Origin of the sequence: Methylobacterium sp. Leaf99 (assembly GCF_001422375.1) — a bacterium.
Classification (GTDB): Bacteria; Pseudomonadota; Alphaproteobacteria; order Rhizobiales; family Beijerinckiaceae; genus Methylobacterium.
Genome location: NZ_LMMU01000007.1, coordinates 883,168 through 908,384, shown reverse-complemented (window position 1 = coordinate 908,384; position 25,217 = coordinate 883,168). Strand labels below are relative to the sequence as shown.

At 70.5% G+C, this 25,217-nt stretch carries 16 protein-coding genes, 1 rRNA gene and 1 other RNA gene; 15 read left to right on the top strand and 3 right to left on the bottom strand.

Going from position 1 to position 25,217, the window contains the following annotated elements:
* The 4 genes from rrf to ASF28_RS15040 all read left to right on the top strand — a co-directional run.
* Nucleotides 1–109, top strand: a 5S ribosomal RNA gene (gene rrf / locus ASF28_RS15055); the annotation flags it as partial.
* Nucleotides 110–336: 227 nt separating this feature from the next.
* On the top strand, nucleotides 337–1,035 hold the full coding sequence (locus ASF28_RS15050) for a response regulator transcription factor (protein ID WP_056094051.1): 699 nt from the start codon (nucleotides 337–339) through the stop codon (nucleotides 1,033–1,035).
* The gene (locus ASF28_RS15045; RefSeq protein ID WP_056094048.1) at nucleotides 1,035–2,474 is read left to right on the top strand and encodes a HAMP domain-containing sensor histidine kinase; all 1,440 of its coding nucleotides are present in this window, start codon (nucleotides 1,035–1,037) and stop codon (nucleotides 2,472–2,474) included. The genes ASF28_RS15050 and ASF28_RS15045 overlap by 1 nt, the downstream gene beginning before the upstream one ends.
* Complete coding sequence (locus tag ASF28_RS15040) at nucleotides 2,471–5,371, top strand: bifunctional [glutamine synthetase] adenylyltransferase/[glutamine synthetase]-adenylyl-L-tyrosine phosphorylase (RefSeq protein ID WP_056094046.1); 2,901 nt, start codon at nucleotides 2,471–2,473, stop codon at nucleotides 5,369–5,371. The genes ASF28_RS15045 and ASF28_RS15040 overlap by 4 nt, the downstream gene beginning before the upstream one ends.
* A 105-nt stretch (nucleotides 5,372–5,476) precedes the next feature.
* On the opposite strand, the gene ASF28_RS15035 is transcribed toward ASF28_RS15040, so the two are convergent.
* A complete protein-coding gene (locus tag ASF28_RS15035) occupies nucleotides 5,477–7,852 on the bottom strand; it encodes a PAS domain-containing sensor histidine kinase (RefSeq protein WP_056094043.1) in 2,376 nt (791 codons plus the stop codon).
* A gap of 194 nt (nucleotides 7,853–8,046) precedes the next feature.
* On the bottom strand, nucleotides 8,047–10,671 hold the full coding sequence (pepN, locus tag ASF28_RS15030; RefSeq protein ID WP_056094041.1) for an aminopeptidase N: 2,625 nt from the start codon (nucleotides 10,669–10,671) through the stop codon (nucleotides 8,047–8,049).
* 145 nt (nucleotides 10,672–10,816) lie between these two features.
* Between pepN and gloA the strand changes: the two genes are divergently transcribed.
* Nucleotides 10,817–11,257: a lactoylglutathione lyase gene (gloA, locus tag ASF28_RS15025; RefSeq protein ID WP_056094038.1), complete on the top strand. Its 441-nt coding sequence runs from the start codon at nucleotides 10,817–10,819 to the stop codon at nucleotides 11,255–11,257.
* Between the two features lie 45 nt (nucleotides 11,258–11,302).
* On the opposite strand, the gene ASF28_RS23025 is transcribed toward gloA, so the two are convergent.
* Nucleotides 11,303–11,479 (bottom strand): hypothetical protein, encoded by a 177-nt coding sequence (locus ASF28_RS23025; RefSeq protein ID WP_200912680.1) that lies wholly within the window; start codon nucleotides 11,477–11,479, stop codon nucleotides 11,303–11,305.
* 174 nt (nucleotides 11,480–11,653) lie between these two features.
* Between ASF28_RS23025 and rnpB the strand changes: the two genes are divergently transcribed.
* The 10 genes from rnpB to ASF28_RS14980 all read left to right on the top strand — a co-directional run bounded on the left by rnpB (nucleotide 11,654) and on the right by ASF28_RS14980 (nucleotide 25,057).
* Nucleotides 11,654–12,052: RNase P RNA component class A (gene rnpB / locus ASF28_RS15060), an RNA gene on the top strand.
* A gap of 378 nt (nucleotides 12,053–12,430) precedes the next feature.
* Nucleotides 12,431–13,474 (top strand): 16S rRNA (cytosine(1402)-N(4))-methyltransferase RsmH, encoded by a 1,044-nt coding sequence (gene rsmH / locus ASF28_RS15020; protein WP_056094035.1) that lies wholly within the window; start codon nucleotides 12,431–12,433, stop codon nucleotides 13,472–13,474.
* A complete protein-coding gene (gene ftsL, locus ASF28_RS15015) occupies nucleotides 13,471–13,920 on the top strand; it encodes a cell division protein FtsL (protein WP_056094032.1) in 450 nt (149 codons plus the stop codon). The genes rsmH and ftsL overlap by 4 nt, the downstream gene beginning before the upstream one ends.
* Nucleotides 13,921–13,973: 53 nt before the next feature.
* Nucleotides 13,974–15,758 carry a peptidoglycan D,D-transpeptidase FtsI family protein gene (locus ASF28_RS15010; RefSeq protein WP_056094269.1) on the top strand — a complete coding sequence of 595 codons (1,785 nt, stop codon included), beginning with the start codon at nucleotides 13,974–13,976 and terminating at the stop codon, nucleotides 15,756–15,758.
* Complete coding sequence (locus tag ASF28_RS15005; RefSeq protein ID WP_056094030.1) at nucleotides 15,755–17,224, top strand: UDP-N-acetylmuramoyl-L-alanyl-D-glutamate--2,6-diaminopimelate ligase; 1,470 nt, start codon at nucleotides 15,755–15,757, stop codon at nucleotides 17,222–17,224. Before ASF28_RS15010 ends, ASF28_RS15005 begins: the two co-directional genes overlap by 4 nt.
* Nucleotides 17,221–18,693 carry a UDP-N-acetylmuramoylalanyl-D-glutamyl-2,6-diaminopimelate--D-alanyl-D-alanine ligase gene (locus ASF28_RS15000; RefSeq protein WP_056094027.1) on the top strand — a complete coding sequence of 491 codons (1,473 nt, stop codon included), beginning with the start codon at nucleotides 17,221–17,223 and terminating at the stop codon, nucleotides 18,691–18,693. Before ASF28_RS15005 ends, ASF28_RS15000 begins: the two co-directional genes overlap by 4 nt.
* Nucleotides 18,694–18,777: 84 nt before the next feature.
* Nucleotides 18,778–19,863 carry a phospho-N-acetylmuramoyl-pentapeptide-transferase gene (mraY, locus tag ASF28_RS14995; protein WP_056094024.1) on the top strand — a complete coding sequence of 362 codons (1,086 nt, stop codon included), beginning with the start codon at nucleotides 18,778–18,780 and terminating at the stop codon, nucleotides 19,861–19,863.
* Nucleotides 19,863–21,221: a UDP-N-acetylmuramoyl-L-alanine--D-glutamate ligase gene (murD, locus tag ASF28_RS14990; RefSeq protein ID WP_056094021.1), complete on the top strand. Its 1,359-nt coding sequence runs from the start codon at nucleotides 19,863–19,865 to the stop codon at nucleotides 21,219–21,221. Before mraY ends, murD begins: the two co-directional genes overlap by 1 nt.
* A 96-nt stretch (nucleotides 21,222–21,317) precedes the next feature.
* Nucleotides 21,318–22,601, top strand: a complete 1,284-nt coding sequence (locus ASF28_RS14985; RefSeq protein ID WP_056094018.1) for an O-antigen ligase family protein — start codon at nucleotides 21,318–21,320, stop codon at nucleotides 22,599–22,601.
* Nucleotides 22,602–22,909: 308 nt separating this feature from the next.
* The gene (locus ASF28_RS14980; protein ID WP_056094016.1) at nucleotides 22,910–25,057 is read left to right on the top strand and encodes a sodium-translocating pyrophosphatase; all 2,148 of its coding nucleotides are present in this window, start codon (nucleotides 22,910–22,912) and stop codon (nucleotides 25,055–25,057) included.
* The last annotated feature ends 160 nt before the right edge of the window (nucleotides 25,058–25,217 follow it).

Here is a 25,217-nt window from a genome sequence, read left to right as displayed (position 1 = left end):
GTTTGAGCGGTGTGCCCAGAACCCGATCCCATCTCGAACTCGGCCGTTAAACGCACCAGCGCCCATGGTACTGTGTCTCAAGACACGGGAGAGTCGGTCGCCGCCAGACCTGCACAGCACATCATCAAGTCATTCCCTCCAGACGATCCCACCGAAACAGGCCGCCCCTCACGGGGCGGCCTGTTCGCGTTCGGGCCTCGCTCCATGACCAAACCGTCATCGGCCGGCCAGCGTCCGGTCATGACGGCCCCCGCATCCTCTCCGCATGGTCGGAGAGGGGAGGGGAGAGTGGGAACGGCTTTCCCGTCGCGCAGCGAAACCGTATCGTTCGGCCCCATGCGCCTGCTCATCATCGAGGACGACCGCGAGGCGGCGTCCTACCTCGCAAAAGCCTTTCGCGAGGCCGGTCACGTCCCCGACCTGGCTCACGATGGCCTCGACGGCTACGCATTGGCCCGCGAGGGCGACTACGACATGCTCATCGTCGACCGGATGCTGCCCAAGCTCGACGGCCTGTCGCTGATCCGGTCCCTGCGCGAGCAGGCGGTGACGACGCCGGTCCTGATCCTCTCGGCCCTCGGCCAGGTCGACGACCGGGTGAAGGGCTTGCGTGCCGGCTCCGACGACTACCTTGCCAAACCCTACGCCTTTTCGGAATTGCTCGCCCGGGCCGAGATCCTGGCCCGTCGCCGCGCCGCGCCGGCCGGCACCACCGAGGCCACGGCCTACCGGGTCGGGGACCTCGAACTCGATCGCCTGTCGCACCGCGTCACCCGGGGCGGGCACGAGATCGCCCTGCAACCGCGTGAATTCCGGCTCCTCGAATATCTCATGCGCCATGCGGGCCAGGTGGTGACGCGAACGATGCTGCTCGAACACGTCTGGGATTACCACTTCGACCCGCAGACCAACGTCATTGACGTTCACGTGTCGCGCTTGAGGGCCAAGGTCGACAAGGATTTCGCGGGGCCGATCATCCACACCGTGCGGGGGGCGGGCTACATCCTGCGTGCCGACGAGGCGCGCGGCGCCTGATGCTTGCGCGTCTTCGGCTTCCTCGATGGTCGCCCGCGCGGGGCAACGGCAAGCTTCAGAACCTGTTCCGCACGACGGCGTTCAAGCTGTCCTTCGCCTATCTCCTGGTTTTTGCCACCTTCGCGTTCCTGGCCCTGGGCTACGTCGCCTGGAACGCCGGCCGGGTGCTCGACGACCAGATGGTCTCCACCATCGAGGCGGAGATCAACGGCCTGTCGGAGCAGTACAAGTCCGGCGGCCTGCGGCGCCTGATCTCCGTGGTCGAGCGCCGGGCCGGCGAGCCGGGGGCCTCGCTCTACCTCGTGACCACGGCGGCCGGCGAGCACGTGGTCGGCAACGTCGGTGCCTTGCCGCCCGGACTCCTCGCCGAGCCGGGACAGACCGAGGCCGCCTATGCCCGTGGCGGCTCGTCCAGCCTCGATCACCGCGCGATCATGCGGATCTTCACCTTGCCGGGGGGCTTTCGCCTCATCGTCGGCCGCGATGTCGAAGAGCGCGACCGCCTGCGCTCGGTCATCGGCGGCACCTTCGGCACGTCCTTGATCCTCGTGATTCTCCTCGGTGTCGTCGGCGGCTGGTTCGTGGCGAGCCGGGTGCTGAAGCGGGTCGACGCCATGACGGAGACCACCCGGCGGATCATGGCCGGGGATCTCGGGGGACGGCTGGCGGTGGCCGGCAACGGCGACGAACTCGATCGCCTGGCCCAGAACCTCAACGAGATGCTGGAGCGCATCGGCGAACTCATGCGGGGTTTGCGCGAGGTTTCCGACAACATCGCCCACGATCTCAAGACGCCCCTCACCCGCCTGCGCAACCGGGCCGACGAGGCGGTGCGCTCGGCCCGCGATGCCGAGGAACTGCGGCTGGCCATGGAAGGGGTGATCGAGGAGAGCGACGGGCTGATCCGGGTGTTCAACGCCCTTCTGATGATCGCCCGCCTGGAGGGAGTCTCCACCGGCGAACTCATGGCGGCGTTCGATGTCGGCGCGACGGCGCGCGAGGTCGGCGAACTCTACGAGGCCGTGGCCGCCGAGGCGGGCCTGTCCCTCGACGTCGTGGCCGAGGACGGCCTGTGCCTCGTGGGCAGCCGCGAACTCATCGGCCAGGCGCTCGCCAATCTCATCGACAACGCGGTGAAGTACGGGGCCGAGCGTCCGGACGCCGGCGGCATCCGGGTCACGGCCGAGCGCAGGGGCCCTGCGATCCGCCTCGTCGTCGCCGATCGCGGGCCCGGAATCCCGGAGGCGGCGCGGGGGCGCGTCCTCGACCGGTTCGTCCGCCTCGAGGATGCCCGCTCGCGGCCCGGTTTCGGCCTCGGCCTCAGCCTCGTGGCGGCCATCGTGCGCCTGCACCAGGGCAGTCTGGAGCTCGAGGACAATGCCCCCGGCCTCGCCGTCGTGGTAATCCTCCCGGTTCTCGCCGTGGAAGACCGCACATGACCGAGTCGGGCAGCCTCCACCACCGCCTGCGCCGAGCCCCGCCCCTTGTCGATCCGGATGCCGCGGGCCGGCGTCTCGGCGATATCGCGGACGCGCTCCCCGAAGGTCTGCTCGATGCGCCCCTTCGAGCGCTCCTCCTCGCCCTGGCGGAGCAATCGCCGTTCCTGTGGCAGGCCGTGGCGCGCGATCCGGCGCGGTTCGCCGCGCTGGTTTCGCAATCGCCCGAGGCCGCGCATGCCGATCTCGTGGCGCGCCAGCGCGCCGCCGGCGGCGCGGGCGATGCCGTTGCCGTCGCCCGCGCCCTGCGGGTGAACCGCACGGAGCACGCCCTCCTCGTGGCCCTCGCCGATCTCGGCGGGCTCTGGAGCCTCGACCGGGTGACGGCCGCCCTGTCCGATTTCGCCGATGCGTCCGTCCTGGCGGCCACGGACACCGTCCTGGCCGAAGCGATGGCGGCGGGGCGGTTCCTGCCCGCCGATCCGAACGACGCCCAAGCCGGGTCCGGGCTCGTCATCCTGGCCCTCGGCAAGCACGGCGCCGGCGAGCTGAACTACTCCAGCGATATCGACCTCGTGGTGTTCTTCGATTCCACCGCCGCCCCCCTCAAGGAGGGGATCGCGCCGACGCCGTTCTTCACCAAGCTCGCGCAAGGCATCGCCAGGCTCCTGCAGGAGCGCACGGCGGACGGCTACGTCCACCGCGTCGATTACCGCCTGCGGCCGGACCCGGGCTCGACGCCGACGGCCGTATCGCTGAACGCCGCCTATCTCTACTACGAGACCCTCGGCCAGAACTGGGAGCGGGCGGCCTACATCAAGGCCCGGCCCATCGCCGGCGACCTCGCCCTCGGCGCGCGCTTCCTCGACGACCTGCGTCCGTTCGTCTGGCGCAAGTACTTCGATTTCGCCTCCATCGCCGACGTCCATGCCATGAAGCGGCAGATCCATGCCGTGCGCGGCCACGACACCATCGCGGTGGCCGGGCACGACATCAAACTCGGGCGCGGCGGCATCCGCGAGATCGAGTTCTTCGTCCAGACCCAGCAGCTCGTGTTCGGCGGCCGCCGGCCGGCCCTCCGCGGCCGGCGCACGGTGGAGATGCTCGCCACCCTGACCGACGAGGGCTGGATCGACGCGACGGCCCGCGACGAGCTGGCCGCGGCCTACGATTTCCTGCGGACCATCGAGCACCGCATCCAGATGGTGCGCGACGAGCAGACCCAGCGCCTGCCCTCGGAGCCCGCCGACCTCGAACGGTTCGCGCGCTTTGCCGGGTTCGCCACGCTTGCGGCGTTCGAGACGGCGCTGCTGCACCATGCCCGCCGGGTCCAGGCCCATTACGCCCTGCTGTTCGAGGCCGAGCCGGACCTGTCGGCGGCGGTGGGCGACCTCGTCTTCAGCGGGACCGGCGAGGACCCCGAAACCCTCACCACCCTTCGCACCCTCGGCTTTCGCGAGGCCGAGCGCGCCGTCGAGACCGTGCGCGGCTGGCATTTCGGGCGCCGCCCCGCCGTCCGCACGGCGCGGGCGCGCGAGGTGCTGACCGAACTCGTCCCGGCCCTGCTGCAGGCCCTCGGCGGGACGGCCGAGCCCGATGCGGCCCTGGAAACCCTCGACCGGGCCTTCGCCCGGATGCCTGCCGCCCTCGAGCTCCTGACGATTCTGCGCTCGAACGAGCGCCTGCGCCTGCTCTTCGCCGACCTCCTCGGGACCGCGCCGCGCCTGGCCGAGACCGTCTCGTTCAGCCCGCACGTCCTCGATGCGGTGCTGGAGCGCGACTTCTCCGCGCCGCCCGCGGAGCCCGGTGGGATCGCCGCGCATTTCCAGGCCCTCCTCGGACATCCGGCCGACCACGAGGATTTCCTCGACCGCAGCCGCGACGCCGCCCGGCACCTGCGCTTCCTCACGGGCGCCCGCCTCCTGTCCGGCATCCTCGCGCCGGCCGAGGCGGGCCGTGCCTATACGGCCGTGGCCGACGCCGTCGTCGCGTCGGCCCTCGAGCGGGTCTCGGAGACGTTCTTCGCCGAGCACGGCACGGTGCCGAAGGGGCGCCTCGCGATCCTCGGGCTCGGCCGCCTCGGGTCGTGCCAGCTCACGGCGGATTCCGATCTCGACCTCGTCATCGTCTACGATTTCGATCCCGAGGCGCGCCTGAGCGCCGGACCGCGCCCCCTCGACGCGGCGGTGGCCTATAACCGCCTGATCCAGCGCTTCATCGCCGCCCTCACCGTCCCGACCCGGCGGGGGCACCTCTACGAAGTCGATCTGCGCCTGCGGCCCGGCGGCGGACAGGGGCCGGTCGCCGTGCAGCTGCGCGGTTTCCGGGCCTATCACGAGGCCGAGGCCGAGCTCTGGGAGCACATGGCCCTGACCCGCGCGCGGGTGATCGCCGGCGATGCCGGCTTCGGCGCCGAACTCCTCGACACGATCCGGTCGATCGTCACGCGCCCGCGCGCGGCCGCCGACGTGTACGGCGCCGTGCGGGCCATGCGGACCCTGGTGGCGGAGGAGAAGGGCGATGCCGGCCCCCTCGATCTCAAGCTCGCGCCCGGCGGTCTCCTCGATCTCGACTTCCTGGCCCAGGCCCTCGTCCTGGCCCATGGCGCCCGGTTCCCCGACCTCGCGGGCGTGGCGGGCGCGGAGGTGCTGGCGCGGGCGGCCGAGCACGGTCTCCTGGGCCGGGACGAGGCCGAACGCCTGCGCGACGCCTACGGGCAGTTCGACGATGTCCTGCACTGGCAGCGGCTGATGGTGGAGGGCGACCCGACCCGGGCTTCGCCCGTCGCCATGACGCGCCTGGCCGTGGCGCTGGGCATGCCGGATGCGGCCCACCTGATGGTCCGCCTCGACGAGCGCCGCGCCGAGGTCCGGGCCCTGTTCGAGCGCCTCCTCGGCTGAGGTGTCCGGTCCCGGGATTTTCGCGCGATCGCGAAACCCGCCGTCGCACGGACGCCGCGCGGGCTTGCCGATGACCCCCTCCACCCCGATCGAGGGGAGACGATCTCAGCCGGCGGCCGGCTCCATCCGTCCGAGGCTCGGCGTCGCCCCGGCGGCATCGCGCAGAGACGCGACGGTTTCCTGGGACGACTCGAAGGCGACGTCGCGCAGGCGCTCCGGCGTCGGGGCCGGCAGGCGCACGAGGACGATGGTGCCCAGGCCCTCCTGCGAGCGCAGGCGCAGGGAGCCGCCATGCAGTTCGGCCATGGAGCGGGCGATGGCGAGGCCGAGGCCGGAGCCCTTGTAGGTCCGGGTCAGGTTGGTCTCGACCTGCTGGAACGGGGCACCGAGACGCCGCAGGGCCGCCTTGGGGATGCCGATACCCGTATCCTCGATGAAGATGTTCACGGCATCCCCCGCCGGCCGCGCCTTGACGATGATCCGGCCATCGCCCTCGGGGGTGAACTTCACCGCATTCTGGACGAGATTGAGCAGGATCTGATGCAGGGCCCGCTCGTCGGCCAGGACCGTCAGGCCCTCGACGAGATCGACATCGACGGTCAGGGACTTCGCCCGGACCGGCTCGGCCACGAGCTTGAGCGCCGCCTCGATGGCCCCGGGCAGGGCGATCTCCCGGCGGACCAGCCTGACCCGGTGGGACTCGATGCGCGACATGTTCAGGATGTCGTCGATGACCGACAGGAGGTAGTCGCCGCTCGACCGGATGTCCCGGCAGTAATCCGTGTAGCGCGGAGACCCGAGGATGCCGTAGACCCCGCTCTCCATGAGTTCGGCAAAACCCATGATCGCGTTGAGCGGCGTGCGCAGCTCGTGGCTCATGTTGGCCAGGAATTCGGATTTGGCCTGGTTCGCCGATTCGGCCTGGGCCTTCTGATCGAGGTAGCGCTCGGCGAGGTCCGCGAGCTGCTGGGTCTGGAGTTCGAGGGTCCGGCGCGAGCGCTTGAGGTCCTTGACCGTGGCGAGGAGCTCCCGCTCGGAGGCCACGAGCTGTTCCTGATGGCGCTTCAGGCTGGTGATGTCCGTGCCGACGGAGACGTAGCCGCCATCCTTGGTGCGGCGCTCGCTGATCTGGAGCCAGCGCCCGTCCGTCAGCTCCGCCTCGAAGGTACGGGCCGTGGCGCCCGCGTGCTCGAGCTCGCGCATCTCGCGGCGGATCGGCGGCAGCACGCCGCGTCCCATGATCTCGCCGTAGCGCCGTCCCGGTACGGCATCGTCCTGGCTCAGGGCGTGGAGGTGCCGGAACTTGGAATTGCACAGGACGAGGCGGTTGCCGGTGTCCCACAGGACGAAGGCCTCGGAGATCGCCTCGACGGCGTCGCGCAGGCGCATGTCGGCGGTGGCGTTGAGTTCGGCCAGATTGCGCTGCTCGGTGACGTCGAGGGCGATGCCGACGAGATGGCGGCCGCCCGTCACGGTGTCGGGGACGATCTCGGCCCGCATGCGCATCCAGGTCCAGATCCCGGAGGCGGACCGGATGCGGAATTCGTGGTCGACGGTGGACTGGCTGGCGGCGAGGTGGCGGGCGAGGCTGTAGAGGTCGCCGTCCTCGGGATGCACCAGGGCGTTGACGTCGCCGAAGGACAGGAACTCGCGCTCGCGGCGGTATCCGAGCAGGGTGTACATGGAATCCGACCAGTAGATCCGGCCGCGGGGGATGTCCCAGTCCCACAGGCCGCAGCGCCCACGGCCCAGGGCCGTGTCGAGGCGCTGCTTGATCTGCTCGCAGACCCGATCGACCGCATAGGCGCGGCGGGTCTGGAGCACGTAGGCGATCCCGGTCCCGATGATCACCAGGGCGGCCGCCCCCAGCAGGATGGCGTGATTGCGCACCTGCGCGCTCCAGGCGGCGGTGACGACCGCGAGGGGCTGCAGGACGGCGACCTGTCCGCGCCCGGTCCGCAGGCCGCGAAGGGCGCCGAGGGCGGGGCTGCCGTCGGCCAGGGCCACATTCATCACCCCGGCGCGCTCGCGCAGGGTGGTGAGGGCCTGCATCTCGCCGAGATGGGCGGTGAGGGTCGGGCCGCCGGTCCAGGGCGGTATCCCGGCGACGATGGCGTCGTCGTCACCGACGATGAGGAGCTGGCGGCCCTCCGGAAGGAGGTGGGCCGGGAGTAGGGCTGCGAGGCGACGGCTCAGGTCCGCGTCGTTCCCCTCGGGCTGATTCAGGGCGGCGGCGACCAGTCGCGTCAGGGCATCGATATCCGCGACCGCGTGGCGGATCGTGTCCTGCCGCTGAGAATTCAGGTGCAGGCTCTCCACGATCGCCAGACAGGCCAGGAACGTCGCCAACAGCGCCGGCAGGGCGAACCGAAGCCAGGTCTCCGCCAGCACGAAACGGGTATGCGTCGCGGTCTGAGGGCGATGAATTCCAAGAATCGTATCCGCACGCGCGGAGAGGGAAGCGGAATCCGCCTCCAGCATGGTCTGACCCCGCGCTTAGGATGAATCGTCATGGAAACGCGATCGCGTCGCGCTTCGAATCGAATTCATAACACCATTTTCACGGCCGAGTTGTCCACGCTTTTTTGCGGGTTCCGTCGTAATGCAACCTGTAGTAAGGCGATTCGCACAAGCTTGACGGTTGGAGGAAATTGTCGTTCGAAATCAGCGGCTTGTCAGAATTTCGTCATACGCCCGACGATGTCCGCCACGTCGCGGGACAGGCCCGTGCGGGCGCCGATGGCGCTAAGTGCTTGTTCCGCCTTGGCTCGCCGTTCCGGCTCCAGCATCCGCCACGAACCGAACCCCGTGAGCAGCCTGGCCGCGATCTGCGGATTGGTGCCGTCGAGGCTCGCGACCGTCTCGGCGACGAGCTCGAAGCCGGCCCCGTCCGGCCGGTTGAACTGGGTCGGATTGCCGACGCTGAAACTGCCGATGAGGGATCGCACCCGATTCGGATTGGTCATGGCGAAGGCCGGATGGGCCTGGAGTCCGCGGACGCGGGCGAGGGTGGTGTCTTCCGGGATGGTGGCCTGGATCGCGAACCACTTGTCGAGGACGAGGGGCTCGTCGGCGTAGCGCTCCGCGAAGGCCGCGAGGGCGGCTTCGCGGGCCGGGCCCGGAATCTGCGCCAGGACCGCGAGGGCGGCGAGACGATCGGTCATGGTCGTTGCCGCCTCGATCTGCGCCAGGGCGAGGTCGCCACCGGCCCGCGGATCGGCGGCCGCGATGAGGTCGAGGGCGACGTTGCGCAGGGCCCGGCGTCCGGCCGAGGCGGCATCGGGCGAGAACGGCGTGCCGGGCCGGTCGGCCAACGTCGCGCGCAGGTGGATCAGGCGGTCGTGGAGGCCCTGCCCGAGGCGACGGCGCAGATGGCTGCGGGCGCGGTGGATCGCGTCGGGGTCGATGTCCCGGCCGAGGGCGTCGGCGATGTCCCCCTCGCTCGGCGGCGTCAGCACGAGGGCGGCATAGGCCGGGTCGGACAAAGCCTCCCCGTCGAGGAACGTCGCCAGGGCCGCGACGAGGCCGTCATCCGCCGCGTCCGAGACCGCGGACCGGGATTCGGCGACGAGGCGTGCCATGGCGACGTCCTGCGCCGCCTGCCACCGGTTGAACGGATCGGTGTCGTGCGCCAGGAGGACGAGGCGGTCGGCATCCGTCGCCGCCGTCACCATGCGCACCGGCGCCGAGAACCCCCGGAACAGGGACGGGACCGCAGCGGCGGGGACGTCCGTGAACGTGATGGTGTCGCTGGCCCGCTCCAGCACGAAGACGCCGTCCCGGACCCGCTCGCAGACGGCGTCGTCGATCACCCCGTGCGGGCCGACGAGGCCGAGGGCCACGGGAATGACGAGGGGGGATTCGGAGTTCCCCTCCAGCGCCTGGTGAAACCGCAGGGTCCGGGTCCGGGCGACGGGGTCGTGTTCGCCCTCGACGGTGACCATCGGGGTGCCGGGCCGCTCGTACCAGCGTGCGAAGGCGGCGAGGTCGCGTCCCGAGACGGTGGCGAAGGCGGCGAGGAAATCCTCCACCGTCGCCGCCGTGCCGTCGCAGTCTGCAAAATAGCGGTCCATGCCCCGGGCGAACGTGTCCGCGCCCAGAAGCGTGCGCAGCATCCGCACGATCTCGGCGCCCTTCTCGTAGACGGTGGCCGTGTAGAAGTTGTTGATCTCGGCGTATTGCTGCGGGCGAACGGGATGGGCCAGGGGGCCGGCATCCTCGGGGAACTGGCGGGCGCGCAGGGTGCGGACCTCGCCGATGCGGTGCACCGCCCGGGAGCGCATGTCCGACGAGAATTCCTGATCGCGGAAGACCGTCAGCCCTTCCTTCAGGCAGAGCTGGAACCAGTCCCGGCAGGTGACGCGATTGCCGGACCAGTTGTGGAAATACTCGTGGGCGATGATCGCCTCGATGGCGGCGTAGTCGGCGTCGGTGGCGGTCTCCGGGCTCGCGAGGACGTAGCGGTCGTTGAAGATGTTGAGGCCCTTGTTCTCCATCGCCCCCATGTTGAAGTCCGACACGGCGACCACGTTGAACACGTCGAGGTCGTAGGCCCGGCCGAAGGCGGTCTCGTCCCAGGCCATGGAGCGCACGACGGCGTCGAGGGCGTAGGCGGCCCGCTCCGCCTTGCCGGGCTCGACGTAGATGCCGAGGGTGACGGCGCGGCCCTCGCTGGTGGTGAACCGGCCGCCGAGCCGGTCGAGGCGCCCGCCGACGAGGGCGAACAGGTAGGCGGGCTTCGGGTGGGGATCGTGCCAGACGGCGTAGTGCCGGCCCGGCCCCGCATCCCCGGCCGCGACGGGGTTGCCGTTGCCCAGGAGCACGGGGGCTTCCGTCCGATCGGCTTCGATGCGCGTGGTGTAGACGGCCATCACGTCGGGGCGGTCGAGGAAATAGGTGATGCGCCGGAAGCCGTCGGCTTCGCATTGCGTGCAGTAGACGCCGTTCGAGCGGTACAGGCCCATGAGCCGGGTGTTGGCCGTGGGATCGATCCGCGTGCGGATGGTCAGGGTGAAGGGGTCCCGGGGCGGCTGCGCCAGGGTGAGGGCGGTCTCCGTCACCCGGTAGGCGTCCGGCGCGAGGGCGACCCCGTCGAGCTCAACGGAGAGCAGCGTCAGGTCCTCGCCATCGAGCAGCAGTTCGGCCCCCGCGCGGCCGGCCGGATTGGGCCGGAGGTTCAGGGTCGCGCTCACCTCCGTCGCGTGCGGATGCAGCCGGATGTCGAGGGCGACCCGGTCAACGAGGTGGTCGCTCGGGCGGTAATCGGCGAGCCGGATCGGGATCGGGGTGTCGGTGCGCATGGATGCCTCGCCTGTCGCAGGTCTTCTTGAAGCGCTTCGAGTCCGGGCGCAACGCGCGCCCGCCGAGGGGGGGACGAAGGGACCGGCCGTTGACGGGGCTCGCCCGGCCACCACATAGGCCGCACCCTCAGGAGAGTTCACGACGATGCGTTTTCTGCACACCATGGTCCGCGTGGCCGACCTCGACCGGGCGCTCGCCTTCTACGTCGACACGTTCGGGCTGACGGAGGTTCGCCGCATCGACAACGAAAAGGGTCGCTTCACCCTCGTGTTCCTCGCCGCCCCCGGCGACGCGGCGACGGCGCGCGAGACCCAGGCGCCGGTGATCGAGCTGACCCACAACTGGGACCCGGAGACCTATTCGGGCGGACGCAATTTCGGCCACCTCGCCTACGAGGTCGACGACATCTATGCGTTCTGCGCCAAGCTGCAGGCGGCCGGGATCACCATCAACCGGCCGCCCCGCGACGGCAACATGGCCTTCGTGAAGTCGCCCGACGGGATCTCCATCGAGCTGCTGCAGAAGGGCGAGGCCAAGCCGCCGCAGGAGCCGTGGGTCTCCATGGAGAACACCGGTTCCTGGTAGTCCGCCCCAACCCCGCGGGGCCGGCGGCCCCGCGGGACCCCGGATTCAGTCGCCGCCGGGCTCCGGGGCCGGCGTGATGCCGGGCTCGGCGAGCTTGGCCGACACGGCCTCGATTGGCCGCTTGAGCCGCAGGCTGATCACCGAGATCGGAACCCGCTCGCGGGCCAGGGTCCGCAATTCCTGAACTTTCTCCAGCGTCCACGCCGTCTCGTCCTTCGCCATGGTCACCTCCTATCTGCGTCGAGGGGCGCCGCCTGAGCGCGGCCGCCGCCCATCCCAGAGAATGAGCACTCGGGTCCGACCGCGCAATCGGCCGCCGAAAATCCCGGCATGGCGTGTCGGGGGGCAGCCGGGCGCTTGACCGCGCGGCGATCCGCAGCGCACATCCGCGCCGGATCAGTCGGCCGGGCGGCCGCTCCGGACCTCGCGTCCGGGGAGGAAAGTCCGGGCTCCATGGAGAGACGGTGCCGGATAACGTCCGGCGGGGGCGACCCCAGGGACAGTGCCACAGAGAGCAGACCGCCCGGCTTCACGCCGGGTAAGGGTGAAAGGGTGCGGTAAGAGCGCACCGCGGACGCGGCAACGCGGACGGCACGGCAAACCCCACCGGGAGCAAGACCGAATAGGGGCGACACGGCGGGCCTCGCGGCCCGCCAGGCTTCTCTCCAGGCCCGTCGCCCGGGTTGGTTGCTCGAGGCGCATCGGCAACGATCGTCCCAGAGGAATGGCCGCCACGTCAGGGTGCCGCGAGGCATCCGGGCCCTACAGAACCCGGCTTAAAGGCCGACTGATCCACTTCGCAGTAGACCCGAACGAACAGCGACCGCACGATCACGACGCGGCAAAAAACTTACCCTCGGTTAACCTTGCTGAGGTCTGATCGGACGGGGCCAATGCGTTGCGGCCCCGTTCGTTGACGGCGCTCAGAGGCCCATGGTACCCCGATTCATCCCGTCAACGGCGATTTTCGGATCGACGGACACAGCCCGACACGGTCGTGGCGGTGTCCAGGCGAGCGGTCGCGCTCCAGGCCGATCCGGCGATGTCCCGTCTCTCCGCGCCGCTCCGAGGCGGCCCAGGCTCTTGGAAGGGACGCATGCGCGGCTCCATCCCCGTCGCGTCCCCGACGCGCCCGTTTCCGCCGTTCCGCCCGCGTGCCGCCGAGGTCGGGCGATGAAGCGCGTGCGCGAGGCCAGACCCGCGAACGACGGGGCGCCGCATGTCCCGGTCCTGCTCGCCGAAGTCCTGGCCGCCCTCGACCTGCCGGGCCGGACGCTCGCCGTGGACGGCACCTTCGGGGCCGGCGGCTACACCCGCGCCATGCTCGGCGCCGACCCCGCCATCCAGGTTCTCGGCATCGACCGCGATCCGGGCGCCATCGCGGGCGGCGCGCCCCTGGTCGCGTCCGCGCACGGGCGCCTCACCCTGGTGCCGGGCCGCTTCGGCGGCCTCGACGCCTGCGTGCGCGAGGCCGGCCGGGCCCAGGCCGATGCCGTCGTCCTCGATATCGGCGTGTCGTCCATGCAGATCGACCAGGCCGAGCGCGGCTTCTCGTTCCGCCACGACGGCCCCCTCGACATGCGGATGGAGCGCGCCGGGCGCAGCGCCGCCGACATCGTCAACGACGCCGAGGAAGCCGACCTCGCCGACATCATCTACCATTACGGCGAGGAGCGCCGCTCGCGGGCCGTCGCCCGCGCCATTGTCGAGGCGCGCCGCAAGGGCCGGATCGAGACCACGGCGGCCTTGGCCGAAGTGGTGGCGAGCGTGGTCTGGGCCGATCCGGCGAGCGGCATCAACCCGGCGACGCGGACCTTCCAGGGCCTGCGCATCGCGGTGAACGACGAGCTCGGCGAGCTCGTCCAGGCCCTGCACGCCGCCGAGCGCATCCTGCGGCCCGGCGGGCGCCTCGCCGTCGTGACGTTCCATTCCCTGGAAGACCGCATCGTCAAGCAGTTCTTCTCGGCCCGCAGCGGCCGGGCGGCGCAGGGCTCGCGCCACCTGCCGAGCCTCGTGGCGCCGGCCCCCCGCAGCTTCACGGCCGTGACCAAGGGACCCGTGCTGCCCTCCGATTCCGAGACCTTCGCCAACCCGCGCGCCCGTTCGGCCAAGCTGCGCGCGGTGGAACGCACGGACGCGCCCGCGCCCGCGCCCCTGGCCGCCATCGAGACCCTCGCGGCCCTGCCGGAGCGGACGGGCAGGAGCGCACGCCGGTGATCCGTCTGCTGAACGTCCTCGCCGTCCTCGGCCTCATCGGCTCGGCGATCTACGCCTACTCGATCAAGTACGACACGCTGTATCAGGCCGGCCAGGTCTCGAAGGCGCGCAGCCAGCTCCACCGCGAGCGCCAGGCCATCGCGGTCCTGCGCGCCGAGTGGCAGCTGCTGACCCGGCCCGACCGGCTCCAGGCGGCGGTGGCACGCCACCTGGCCCTGGAGCCCATCGGCACGGCGCATCTCGGGCGCCTCGCCGACCTTCCGGCGCGGCCCGACCGCGGCGACGAGATCGGCCGCCTGCTCGCGGCCACCGCGACCCCGAAGGAGAAGCCCGGCGCCAACGAGCCGCGCACCACCGGCTCGGTCACGACCCGCACCGTCACCACCCGCACGACGACGACGACCACCAAGACCCCGACAAAGACCCCGACCACGGCTTCGAGGTAGCACCCGTGTCGCAAGACGTTTTTTCGGACGCCGCCCCGCCCGAGGCCGAGTCGATGCAGCATCCCGAAGTCGAAGCCCCGGCGCCGCGCGCGAACCGGGCCCTCGCCCTCATCCGGGCGATGTTCCACCTCGCCATCGAGCGCAGCTACGCCCGCGTCGGCCTCGTGGGCCTCGGCTTCGCCGCCGTGTTCATGACCATCGGCGTGCGCCTCGTCTATCTCGCGGCGTTCCCCGAGACGGACAATTCCGACAAGCGCGTCGCCGCCTCCGCCACCACGGCGATCCGTCCCGACATCGTCGACCGCAACGGCGAGATCCTGGCCACCGACATCCGCACGGTCTCGGTCTTCGCCGAGCCGCGCAACATCGTCGACAAGGACGAGGCGGTGGAACTGCTCACCGCCGTCCTGCCCCAGCTCAACGCCAACGACCTGCGCACCAAGCTCTCGGCCCGCGTCGGATCGACGGGCAAGGAGAAGGGGTTCGTGTGGGTGAAGCGCGAGATCACCCCGAAGCAGCAGGCCGAGGTCCACCGCCTCGGCATTCCGGGCATCGGCTTCCTGCCCGACCACAAGCGCGTCTACCCGAACGGGGTCGCGGCCGCCCATATCATCGGCATCACCAACCTCGACAACCTCGGCATCGCCGGCATCGAGAAGTACATTGACACCCAGGGCAACAAGGCCCTCAACGAGTTCGGCCTCGTGGCGAAGCAGACCGACCTCAAGCCGGTTCAGCTCTCCATCGATCTGCGGGCGCAGTTTGCGCTCCGCGACGAACTCGCCTGGGGCGTCGATCACTTCAAGGCCAAGGCCGCCGCCGGCATGATCCTCGACGTGACCACCGGCGAGGTGATCGCCCTGGCCTCCCTGCCGGATTTCGACCCCAACGATCCGGCCGACGCCCTTTCGGCGGACCGCATCAACCGCATGAACGTCGGCGTCTACGAGATGGGCTCGACCTTCAAGGCGATGACCCTCGCCATGGCCCTCGATTCCGGCAAGTACAACGTCAACTCGACCTTCGACACGCGCGGCGGCGTCCTGCACTGGGGCCGGCAGAAGATCCACGAGTATCACGGCACCAACCGCACCATCACCATGCCGGAGGTGTTCACGCACTCCTCCAACATCGGCTCGGCCAAGATGGCGCTGGGCATCGGCGTCCCCGGCCACAGGGCGTTCCTGAAGAAAATGGGCCTCACCGACCGCATGCGGACGGAGCTGCCCGAGAGCGCCGAGCCCATCGTTCCCTCGCGCTGGACCGAGATCAACACCATCACCATCGCGTTCGGCCACGGCCTCGCGGTGGCGCCGCTCCAGGCGGCGGCGGCGGTGGGTGCCATCACCAACGGCGGCAACCTCATCGTGCCGACCTTCCTCAAGACCACCGAGGCCGAGGCCCTGAAGAAGGCGACCCGGGTGCTGAAGCCCGAGACCAGCGAGGCCATGCGCTTCATCATGCGCCTCAACGCCGTCGAGGGCTCGGCCAAGAAGGCGTCGATCCCGCTCTACTACGTCGGCGGCAAGACCGGCACCGCCGAGAAGGTGATCCACGGCCGCTACGTCAAGAACCGCCTGTTCACCACCTTCATGGCCGCCGCACCCATGAACAGCCCAAAGTACCTCTTCGTCACCATCATGGACGAGCCGCAGGGCCTGCCGGAATCGGGCGGCTACGCCACCGCCGCCTGGAACTCGGGCGTGGTCACCGGCCGCGTCATCGAGCGCGTCGCCCCGATCCTCGGCCTGCCGCCGCAATTCGACCCGCCGGTGAAGCCGTTCCCCCTCATGGTCAAGCTCGGCGCCTACCACGCCACCCAGGTGGACGGGCGATGAGCGGGGCCACCCTCGGGCAACTGTTCCCGGAGGCCGCCGGCGATGCGACGCCGGTCTCCGGCTTGACGGCGGACTCGCGAAAAGTCGAACCCGGCTTCGTGTTCGTGGCGGTGCCCGGCACCGTTGCAGACGGGCGCCGCTTCGCCGCCGGAGCCGCCGCGGCGGGCGCCGTCGCGGTGGTGGGGGAGGGCGCGCGACCGGACGGCCTCGACCCGGCGTTCCCCTACGTCGCCGTCGGCGATGTGCGACGCAGCCTGGCACTTGCGGCGCGGCGGTTCTCGGGCCGCCAGCCGGCGCGCGTGATCGCCGTCACCGGCACCAGCGGCAAGAGTTCGGTCACGGATTTCGTCCGGCAGATCCTGTCGCGGCTGGGTCGCGAGTCCGCGAGCCTCGGCACGGTGGGCATCGTCACCAACCGGGGCGCCACCTACGGCTCGCTCACGACGCCGGACCCCGTGACCCTGCACGCGACCCTCGCGCGACTCGCCGAGGACGGCATCGAGGATCTCGCCATGGAGGCGTCCTCGCACGGCATCGAGCAGCGCCGCCTCGACGGCGTCGAACTCTCCGCCGTCGGCTTCACCAACCTCGGGCGCGATCACCTCGACTACCACGCCACCCTCGACGACTACCTCGCGGCCAAGCTGCGCCTGTTCACGACCCTGGCCCGGCCCGGCATCCCGGCGGTGGTCAACGCCGACGGCGCCTACGCCAAGGTGGTCATCGCCGCCGCCCTGGCCCGCGGCCTGAGCCTGCGCACCACGGGGTCGGCCGGCGAGACGGTTCGGCTCGTCGCGGCGCGCACGGAGGGGTTCTGTCAGCATCTCCGGCTCATCGCCCCCGGTCCCGACGGACCGGCCGAGTACGATTTGCGCCTGCCCCTCGTGGGCGGCTTCCAGATCGAGAACGCCCTGCTCGCCGCAGGTCTCGCCCTGGCGACGCCGGCCGGCGCGGCCGATCCGGCCGGCGTCATCGCGGCGCTCGAACACCTCACCGGCGTGCCGGGCCGGATGGAGCGGATCGGCGAAGCCAACGGCGCCCTCTGCCTCGTCGATTACGCCCACAAGCCCGAGGCCCTCGAGGGGGTGCTGACGGCGCTTCGGCCGTTCGCGACGGGGCGCCTCGTCTGCGTCTTCGGCTGCGGCGGCGACCGCGACCGGGGCAAGCGCCCGATCATGGGCGCCATCGCGGCCAAGGCCGCCGACTGGACCATCGTCACCGACGACAACCCGCGCTCGGAGAACCCGGCGGCGATCCGCGCCGAGATCCTGGCCGCCGCGCCGGATGCGACGGAGATCGGCGACCGTGCCGAGGCGATCCGCACAGCCGTCCGGGCCCTGTCCCCCGGCGACGTCCTCGTGGTGGCCGGCAAGGGCCATGAAACCGGCCAGATCGTCGGCACAACCGTCCTGCCCTACTCGGATCACGACGTGCTCCGGGCTGCCATCGCGGAGCGCGCGGCATGACTCACTCTGTTTCCGACGCGCCCCTCTGGACACCCGACGCCCTCCGGACCGCCACAGGCGGGACCCTTCACGGCATCCCGAAGCCCATCGGGGGGGCGTCCATCGACACCCGCAGCCTGCAGCCCGGCGACCTGTTCTTTGCCATTCGCGGCGAGGCCCGCGACGGCCACGACTTCGTCCGTGACGCCCTGTCCCGCGGGGCCGGCGCGGCCGTCGTCGCGGACGAGCGCGCCGGGGACTTCGCCGGCGCCGGCGCGGTGCTGGCCGTCTCGGGGCCGGGCGACGACCCCGTCCTCGACGCCATGCGGGCCCTCGGTCTCGCCGCCCGCGCCCGTACCCGAGCCGGCATCGTCGCGGTGACCGGGTCCGTCGGCAAGACCGGCACCAAGGAGGCCCTGCGCCACGTCCTGTCGGCGCAGGGGCGCACCCACGCCTCCATCGCGTCCTACAACAACCATTGGGGGGTGCCCCTCACCCTGGCGCGGATGCCGGCGGACGCCGCGTATGGCGTGTTCGAGATCGGCATGAACCACGCGCGCGAGATCGTGCCGCTCGCCGCCATGGTCCGGCCCGACATCGCCCTGGTGACCACCGTCGAGCCGGTGCACATCGAGCATTTCGCCTCGCTCTCGGCCATCGCCGACGCCAAGGGTGAGATCTTCTCGGGGCTGCGCCCCGGCGGCACCGCCATCCTCAACCGCGACAACCCGAGTTTTTCGCGGTTGCTGGCCCATGCGCAGGCGTCCAAGGCCGGCCGGGTCGTCACCTTCGGCGAGCACCCGGACGCCGATGTCCGGGCCCTGCGGATCGTCCTGCGGCCCGACCTCTCCGTGGTCGACGCGACGGTGATGGGCATTCCGGTGACCTACCAGCTCGGCACGCCGGGCCGGCACACGGCGATGAATTCGCTCGGCGTCATGGCGGTGGTCCATGCCCTGGGGGCCGACCTCGCCCTCGCGGCCCTGTCGCTGGCCGCCCTGCGGCCGCCCGTGGGGCGCGGCGAGCGCACGGCCCTGCGGATCGGGGAGGGCGAAGCCTTCCTCGTCGATGAGAGCTACAACGCCAACCCGGCCTCCATCCGGGCGGCCCTCGCCACCCTGTCGGCCATCGAGACCGGGCCCCGGGGCCGCCGCATCGCCGTCCTCGGCGACATGCTGGAACTCGGCGCCGCCGGCGAGACCCATCACCGCGACCTCGCCGCCGCCGTCGAGACGGCGGGGGTCGACCTCGTCTTCACCGCCGGCCCGCTCATGCGCCACCTGTTCGAGGCCCTGCCCCTGAGCCGGCGCGGAACCTGCGCGGCGACCTCGGGCGAACTCCTCGATCCGATCCTCGCCACCCTGCGGGCCGGCGACGCCGTGATGGTGAAGGGCTCCAACAGCATCCGCATGGGCCGGATTGTCGAAGCGCTCAAAGCCCGGTACGCGAATCCGGGACAAGCCGACCCGGTTCAGGCGATCGCACGCTAGGACCGCCGGCATACGGCCGGGACGACGTGGCCCGCGGCCGCGCATGCCCGGAAACGCTCCTCGAAAACCGCGGCCGGGTGCTGGATGCTGTATCTCCTGTCGGACCTGAGCGGCACGCTGTCGCCGCTCAACGTCTTCCGCTACATCACCTTCCGCACCGGCGGCGCGCTGTTCACGGCGGGCCTGTTCGTGTTCTGGTTCGGGCCGCTGATCATCTCGCTCCTGCGCCTGCGCCAGGGCAAGGGCCAGCCCATCCGCGAGGACGGGCCGCAATCCCACCTGCTGACCAAGCGCGGCACGCCGACCATGGGCGGACTGATGATCCTGGCCGGCGCCATCGTGGCGATCCTGCTCTGGGCCAACCCGCGCAACCACTACGTCTGGGTGGTGCTCGCCGTGACCCTGGGGTTCGGCGCCATCGGCTTCTACGACGACTACCTCAAGGTGACGAAGCAGTCGCACAAGGGTTTTTCGGGCCGCTTCCGCCTCCTGCTGGAGGCCGCCATCGCCCTCGCCGCCTGCACGGTCATCGCGGTCTACTCGCCGGCCGCCCTGCAGAACCACCTCGCGTTTCCGGTGTTCAAGGACGCGCTCCTGAACCTCGGCTGGTTCTACGTGCTGTTCGCCGCCTTCGTCATCGTCGGCGCCGGCAACGCCGTGAACATGACCGACGGCCTCGACGGCCTCGCCATCGTGCCGGTGATGATCGCCTGCGGCACCTTCGGGGTCATCGCCTACCTCGTCGGCAACGTCTTCACGGCCGGCTACCTCCAGGTGAACTACGTCCGCGACACCGGCGAGCTCGCCGTGGTCTGCGGCGCGGTGATCGGGGCGGGGCTCGGGTTCCTGTGGTTCAACGCGCCCCCCGCCCAGATCTTCATGGGCGACACCGGCTCCCTCGCCCTCGGCGGCCTGCTCGGCACCGTCGCGGTGGCCACCAAGCACGAGATCGTCCTCGCCATCGTCGGCGGCCTGTTCGTGCTGGAGATGATGTCGGTGATCATCCAGGTCGCCTCGTTCAAGCTCACGGGCAAGCGCGTCTTCCGCATGGCGCCGATCCATCACCATTTCGAGCAGAAGGGCTGGAAGGAGCCGCAGGTCGTGATCCGGTTCTGGATCATCGCCGTCATCCTGGCGCTCGCCGGCCTCGCCACCCTGAAGCTGCGCTGATGACGCCCGTCACCACCTTCGCCGGGCGCAAGGTCGCCCTGTTCGGCCTCGGCGGCTCCGGCCTCGCCACCCTGAAGGCGCTGCGGGCGGGCGGGGCCGACGTGCTCGCCTGGGACGACAGCCCCGACAGTGCGGCGCGGGCGCGCGAGCAGGGCTTCACCGTCTCGGATCTGCGCGACACCGACTGGTCGGAGTTCGCCGCCCTCGTCCTGGCCCCCGGCGTGCCGCTGACCCACCCGGCTCCGCACTGGACCGTGGACAAGGCGCGGGCCGCCGGCATCGAGATCATCGGCGACATCGAGCTGTTCTGCCGCGAGCGGGCCAGGATCGCGCCGGGCGCACCCTTCGTCGCCATCACGGGCACCAACGGCAAATCGACCACCACGGCCCTCGTCGCCCATATCCTGGCCCGGGCCGGCCGCGACGTGCAGATGGGCGGCAACATCGGCACCGCCATCCTGTCCCTGGCGCCGCCGGCGCCGGACCGCATCCACGTCATCGAGCTGTCCTCGTTCCAGATCGACCTGACGCCGTCCCTCGATCCCAGCGTCGGCGTGCTCCTCAACGTCACCCCCGATCACCTCGACCGACACGGCACCCTGGCGCTCTACGCCGGCATCAAGGCGCGCCTGATCGCGGGATCGGACCTCGCCGTCGTCGGCATCGACGACGCGCCGAGCCGTGCCATCGCCGAATCGGTCACCGGCGCCCTCGTCCGTGTGCATGTCGGGGCGACGAGTCCCGAGGGCGGCCTGGCCGCCCGCGACGGTGCCGTGTTCGAGGCGGACGGCGCGCGCATCGCCGACCTCGACGGAATCGGCACCCTGCGCGGCGCCCACAACTGGCAGAACGCCGCCGTGGCCATCGCCGTGGTCCGGTCCCTCGGCCTCGACGCCGAGTCCATCCTGGCCGGCCTGAGGACCTTCCCCGGCCTGCCCCACCGCATGGAGGAGGTCGGCCGCCGCGGCCGCGCCCTGTTCGTCAACGATTCCAAGGCGACCAACGCCGATTCGACGGAGAAGGCCCTCACGGCCTTCCACGACATCCACTGGATCCTCGGCGGCAAGGCCAAGGCGGGTGGCATCGAATCCCTCGTGCCGCTGTTCGGCCGGGTCGCCCACGCCTACCTCATCGGCGCGGCAAGCGACGCCTTCGCCGCCACCCTGGACGGCCGGGTGCCCTACACCCGCTGCGGCACCCTCGACGTCGCGACCCGCGCGGCGGCGGACGCGGCGGCCCGGTCCCCGGCGTCCGAGCCCGTGGTCCTGCTCTCTCCCGCCTGCGCCTCCTACGACCAGTTCAGGAGCTTCGAGGATCGCGGCGACCAGTTCCGCGCCCGCGTAAAGGCCCTCGCCTGACGAGGCCGCATGCCTTCTCGAAATCTCAATCAATCCGGCGTCTGATGCCCGCCTGAGGAACGGACTGCCCGGCGGTCCGCCGGAGTGGTCAGTACGATGGCGTCCACGATCGCGCTCCGCCCGTCGCGCTGGCAGGCCGGGGCCTGGGCCAATGTGCCGATCCTGTCGGCGGTCCGGGGCTTCGCGACCCTGCTCCTCGTCGCGTTCATCTTCTTCGCGTGCTTCGCCTTCTCCGACACCTCGCCCTACGACATCGTCGCGATTCCGACGATCCTGCTCTGGCTGTGCCTCGGCCTGCGCCTGCATCGCGGCCTGGTGCCCTTCGTCGGCCTCCTCGTGATCTACGTCGCGGCCATCGGCGTCGCCCTGATGCCGTATCTCGATCAGCCGCTCTCCGTCGCCTGGACGGTTCAGCTCGCCTATCTGGCGATCACCGGCGTGTTCTTCGCCATGCTGTTCGCCGACGACACCCTGGCGCGCATGGAGCTCGCCCTGAAGACCTACGTGGCGAGCTGCCTGCTATCCAGCGCCTTCGGCATCGTCGGGTACTTCGGCTACATCCCCACGGAAGACCTGTTCTACAAGTACGGGCGGGCATCGGGCACCTTCCAGGACCCGAACGTGTTCGGCTCGTTCCTGACCCTCGGCGCCCTCTATCTCATGCACGGGCTGCTCGTCGGCAACGCCCGCAGGCCGCTCGTGTCCCTCGCCATGCTGCTCGTCATCGTGGCGGGCATCTTCCTGTCGTTCTCGCGCGGGTCCTGGGGCGGCTCCCTCATCGCCGCCGGGCTGATGATCTTCACCATCCATCGGTCGAGCCGGTCGGTGGCGTTGCGCCGGCGCATCGTCGGGCTGACGGCGGTGGCCGCCGCCGGCACGGTGCTGGCCATCGTCGGCCTGCTCTCCATCGGCGACACGGCGGAGATGTTCTCCAAGCGCGCCTCGCTCTCACAGGATTACGACGGGGGCGAGACCGGCCGCTTCGGCAACCAGATCCGCGGCATCGGCATGCTCATCGACGATCCCCTCGGGATGGGGCCCCTGCGCTGGCGCCTGAATTTCGGCCTCGAGCCGCACAATTCCTACATCGGCAGCTTCGCCAATGGCGGCTGGGTCGGCGGCGTGGTGTTCATCGGCCTCGTGCTGGTCACCGGTTTCGTCGGCTTCCGCCTCATGAGTCAGGACACCCCGTTCCGCCGCCACGCGCAGATCGTGTGGCCGGCCCTGCTGATGTTCTTCCTCCAGGCATTCCAGATCGACGTCGAGAAGTGGCGCCACGTCTACATGATGCTCGGGATGGTCTGGGGCCTGGAGGCGGCCCGCCTCGCCTGGCGCGCCGGCCGTGACGGCGGCCGCGCCCCGAATCCCAGAATTTCATAAGTTCCGCGCGCCGCGGGCAGCCATCCCCGTCCCGCCGCGCCGGCCGAAACCTGCCGAAAACAGGTGAGGTCCCGCCGAATCTTGACGCGATGGTGCGGCGCACAAATATCCGCAGCCTAAAACGCCATCGGACGTTTGCGCTTTACGGCGAAGTTTGGCACTCAAGGAGGGCAATTCCGGGGAGGAATGCGATCACACCATCGGGCGTCACGTCCCAGGGCGTGCCAGGGACGACGCAGGCCGGAGCACGCGGCAGGCCGAGCCCGACGGTTGAGGGATCATCTCGCGATCACCCAAGGACGGTACGAATGACCGCATTGCTGCTGATCATCCTGGGCGGGCTCTGCGCCGTCGCCTACGGCATCGTCACGATCAACGACGTCATGCGCCGCGACGCCGGCACCCAGCGCATGCAGGAGATCGCCGGGGCCATCGCCGAGGGCGCCCAGGCCTACCTGCGCCGCCAATACGCCACCATCGCGGTCGTCGGGCTGGTCCTGTTCGTGGCCCTCGCCTTCTTCCTCGGCCTCAAGGTCGCCATCGGCTTCCTCATCGGCGCGGTGCTCTCGGGTGCGGCCGGCTTCATCGGCATGAACGTGTCGGTGCGGGCCAACGTCCGCACGGCCCAGGCCGCCTCGACGTCGCTCGGCGCGGGCCTCGACGTGGCGTTCAAGTCGGGCGCCGTCACCGGCATGTTCGTCGCCGGCCTCGCCCTGCTCGGCGTCGCCCTCTATTACGGCTACCTCACCCGCATCGCCGGGCTGGCTCCGGCGAGCCGCGAGGTCATCGACGCCCTCGTGGCCCTCGGCTTCGGCGCCTCGCTCATCTCGATCTTCGCGCGCCTCGGCGGCGGCATCTTCACCAAGGGCGCCGATGTCGGCGGCGACCTCGTCGGCAAGGTCGAGGCCGGGATTCCCGAGGACGATCCGCGCAACCCCGCCACCATCGCCGACAACGTCGGCGACAATGTCGGCGACTGCGCCGGCATGGCCGCGGACCTGTTCGAGACCTACGCGGTGACCGTGGTCGCCACCATGGTGCTGGCGGCGATCTTCTTCGCCGGGCAGACGGACGTGGCCGGCCGCAACGTGCTGGAAGCGATGCTGCTCTATCCCCTCGCCATCGGCTCGGCCTGCATCCTCACCTCCATCGCGGGCACCTACGCCGTCCGGCTCGGGGCCAACCAGTCGATCATGGGGGCCCTCTACAAGGGCCTGATCACCGCCGGCGCCCTCTCCATCGGCGCCATCGCGCTGGTGAATTTCGCCCTGTTCGGCAGCTTCTCGACCACCTTCACCACCAATGCGGGGGTGAGCTTCACCTCCGGCGGCCTGCTCGGCTGCGCCGTCATCGGCCTCGTCATCACGGCCCTCATCGTGGTGATCACCGAGTACTACACCGGCACCAACTTCCGCCCGGTCAAATCCATCGCCGACGCCTCGGTGACGGGCCACGGCACCAACGTGATCCAGGGGCTGGCCGTCTCCCTCGAATCGACGGCCCTGCCGGCCCTCGTCATCGTGGCGGGCATCATCGCCACCCATTCGCTGGCGGGCCTGTTCGGCATCGCCATCGCGGTCACCGCCATGCTGGCGCTGGCGGGCTTCATCGTGGCCCTCGACGCCTTCGGTCCCGTCACGGACAATGCCGGCGGCATCGCCGAGATGGCGGGCCTGCCGCCGGAGGTCCGCAAGTCCACGGACGCCCTGGATGCCGTGGGCAACACCACCAAGGCGGTGACCAAGGGCTACGCCATCGGCTCGGCCGGCCTCGGCGCCCTGGTGCTGTTCGCCGCCTACACCTCGGACCTGAACTACTTCATCGCCAATGCCAGCCCGACCCAGTACCGGTTCTTCCAGGGCGTCACCGTCGATTTCTCCCTGTCCAACCCCTACGTCGTCGTCGGCCTGCTGCTCGGCGGCCTGATCCCGTTCCTGTTCAGCGGCATGGCGATGACGGCGGTGGGCCGCGCCGCCGGCGCCGTGGTGGAGGAGGTCCGCCGTCAGTTCCGGGAGAAGCCCGGAATCATGCTCGGGACCGACCGGCCGGATTACGGCCGGGCCGTCGACATGCTCACCCGCGCGGCGATCAAGGAGATGATCCTGCCCTCGCTCCTGCCGGTGCTGTCGCCCATCGTTCTGTTCTTCGCAATCCAGGCCATCGCCGGCAAGAACCAGGCCTTCGCCACCGTGGGCGCCTCGCTGCTCGGCGTGATCCTCACGGGCCTCTACGTCGCGATCTCGATGACGTCGGGCGGCGGCGCCTGGGACAACGCCAAGAAGTACATCGAGGACGGGCACCACGGCGGCAAGGGCTCGGAGGCCCACAAGGCGGCGGTGACGGGCGACACCGTCGGCGACCCCTACAAGGACACTGCCGGCCCCGCCGTGAACCCGGCGATCAAGATCACCAACATCATCGCCCTGCTGCTCCTGGCGGTCCTGGCCCACTACTGAGGCACTCGACCGGAGCACGTGCCGCGAAGGGGGTCGGAGCCGCGAGGTTCCGGCCCCTTCTTTCGTCGAAGGCTCCGGCGCAAACCGAAATGTGCGATGCCGCACCGGCATGGCGGGCCCGCGCGGCGCCGCCCCTGACATCGTATCGCGCGCAATCCAA

What these genes read in the sequence shown, in the direction of transcription:
- ASF28_RS15005 (WP_056094030.1), top strand. Translation starts at nt 15,755, where the DNA reads ATGAGCGGGGCCACCCTCGGGCAACTGTTCCCGGAGGCCGCCGGCGAT.
- rsmH (WP_056094035.1), top strand. Translation starts at nt 12,431, where the DNA reads ATGAAGCGCGTGCGCGAGGCCAGACCCGCGAACGACGGGGCGCCGCAT.
- ASF28_RS15050 (WP_056094051.1), top strand. Translation starts at nt 337, where the DNA reads ATGCGCCTGCTCATCATCGAGGACGACCGCGAGGCGGCGTCCTACCTC.
- ASF28_RS23025 (WP_200912680.1), bottom strand. Translation starts at nt 11,479, where the DNA reads ATGGCGAAGGACGAGACGGCGTGGACGCTGGAGAAAGTTCAGGAATTG.
- pepN (WP_056094041.1), bottom strand. Translation starts at nt 10,671, where the DNA reads ATGCGCACCGACACCCCGATCCCGATCCGGCTCGCCGATTACCGCCCG.
- murD (WP_056094021.1), top strand. Translation starts at nt 19,863, where the DNA reads ATGACGCCCGTCACCACCTTCGCCGGGCGCAAGGTCGCCCTGTTCGGC.
- ASF28_RS14980 (WP_056094016.1), top strand. Translation starts at nt 22,910, where the DNA reads ATGACCGCATTGCTGCTGATCATCCTGGGCGGGCTCTGCGCCGTCGCC.
- ASF28_RS15010 (WP_056094269.1), top strand. Translation starts at nt 13,974, where the DNA reads ATGCAGCATCCCGAAGTCGAAGCCCCGGCGCCGCGCGCGAACCGGGCC.
- ASF28_RS15040 (WP_056094046.1), top strand. Translation starts at nt 2,471, where the DNA reads ATGACCGAGTCGGGCAGCCTCCACCACCGCCTGCGCCGAGCCCCGCCC.
- ASF28_RS15035 (WP_056094043.1), bottom strand. Translation starts at nt 7,852, where the DNA reads ATGCTGGAGGCGGATTCCGCTTCCCTCTCCGCGCGTGCGGATACGATT.
- ASF28_RS14985 (WP_056094018.1), top strand. Translation starts at nt 21,318, where the DNA reads ATGGCGTCCACGATCGCGCTCCGCCCGTCGCGCTGGCAGGCCGGGGCC.
- ASF28_RS15045 (WP_056094048.1), top strand. Translation starts at nt 1,035, where the DNA reads ATGCTTGCGCGTCTTCGGCTTCCTCGATGGTCGCCCGCGCGGGGCAAC.
- mraY (WP_056094024.1), top strand. Translation starts at nt 18,778, where the DNA reads ATGCTGTATCTCCTGTCGGACCTGAGCGGCACGCTGTCGCCGCTCAAC.
- ASF28_RS15000 (WP_056094027.1), top strand. Translation starts at nt 17,221, where the DNA reads ATGACTCACTCTGTTTCCGACGCGCCCCTCTGGACACCCGACGCCCTC.
- gloA (WP_056094038.1), top strand. Translation starts at nt 10,817, where the DNA reads ATGCGTTTTCTGCACACCATGGTCCGCGTGGCCGACCTCGACCGGGCG.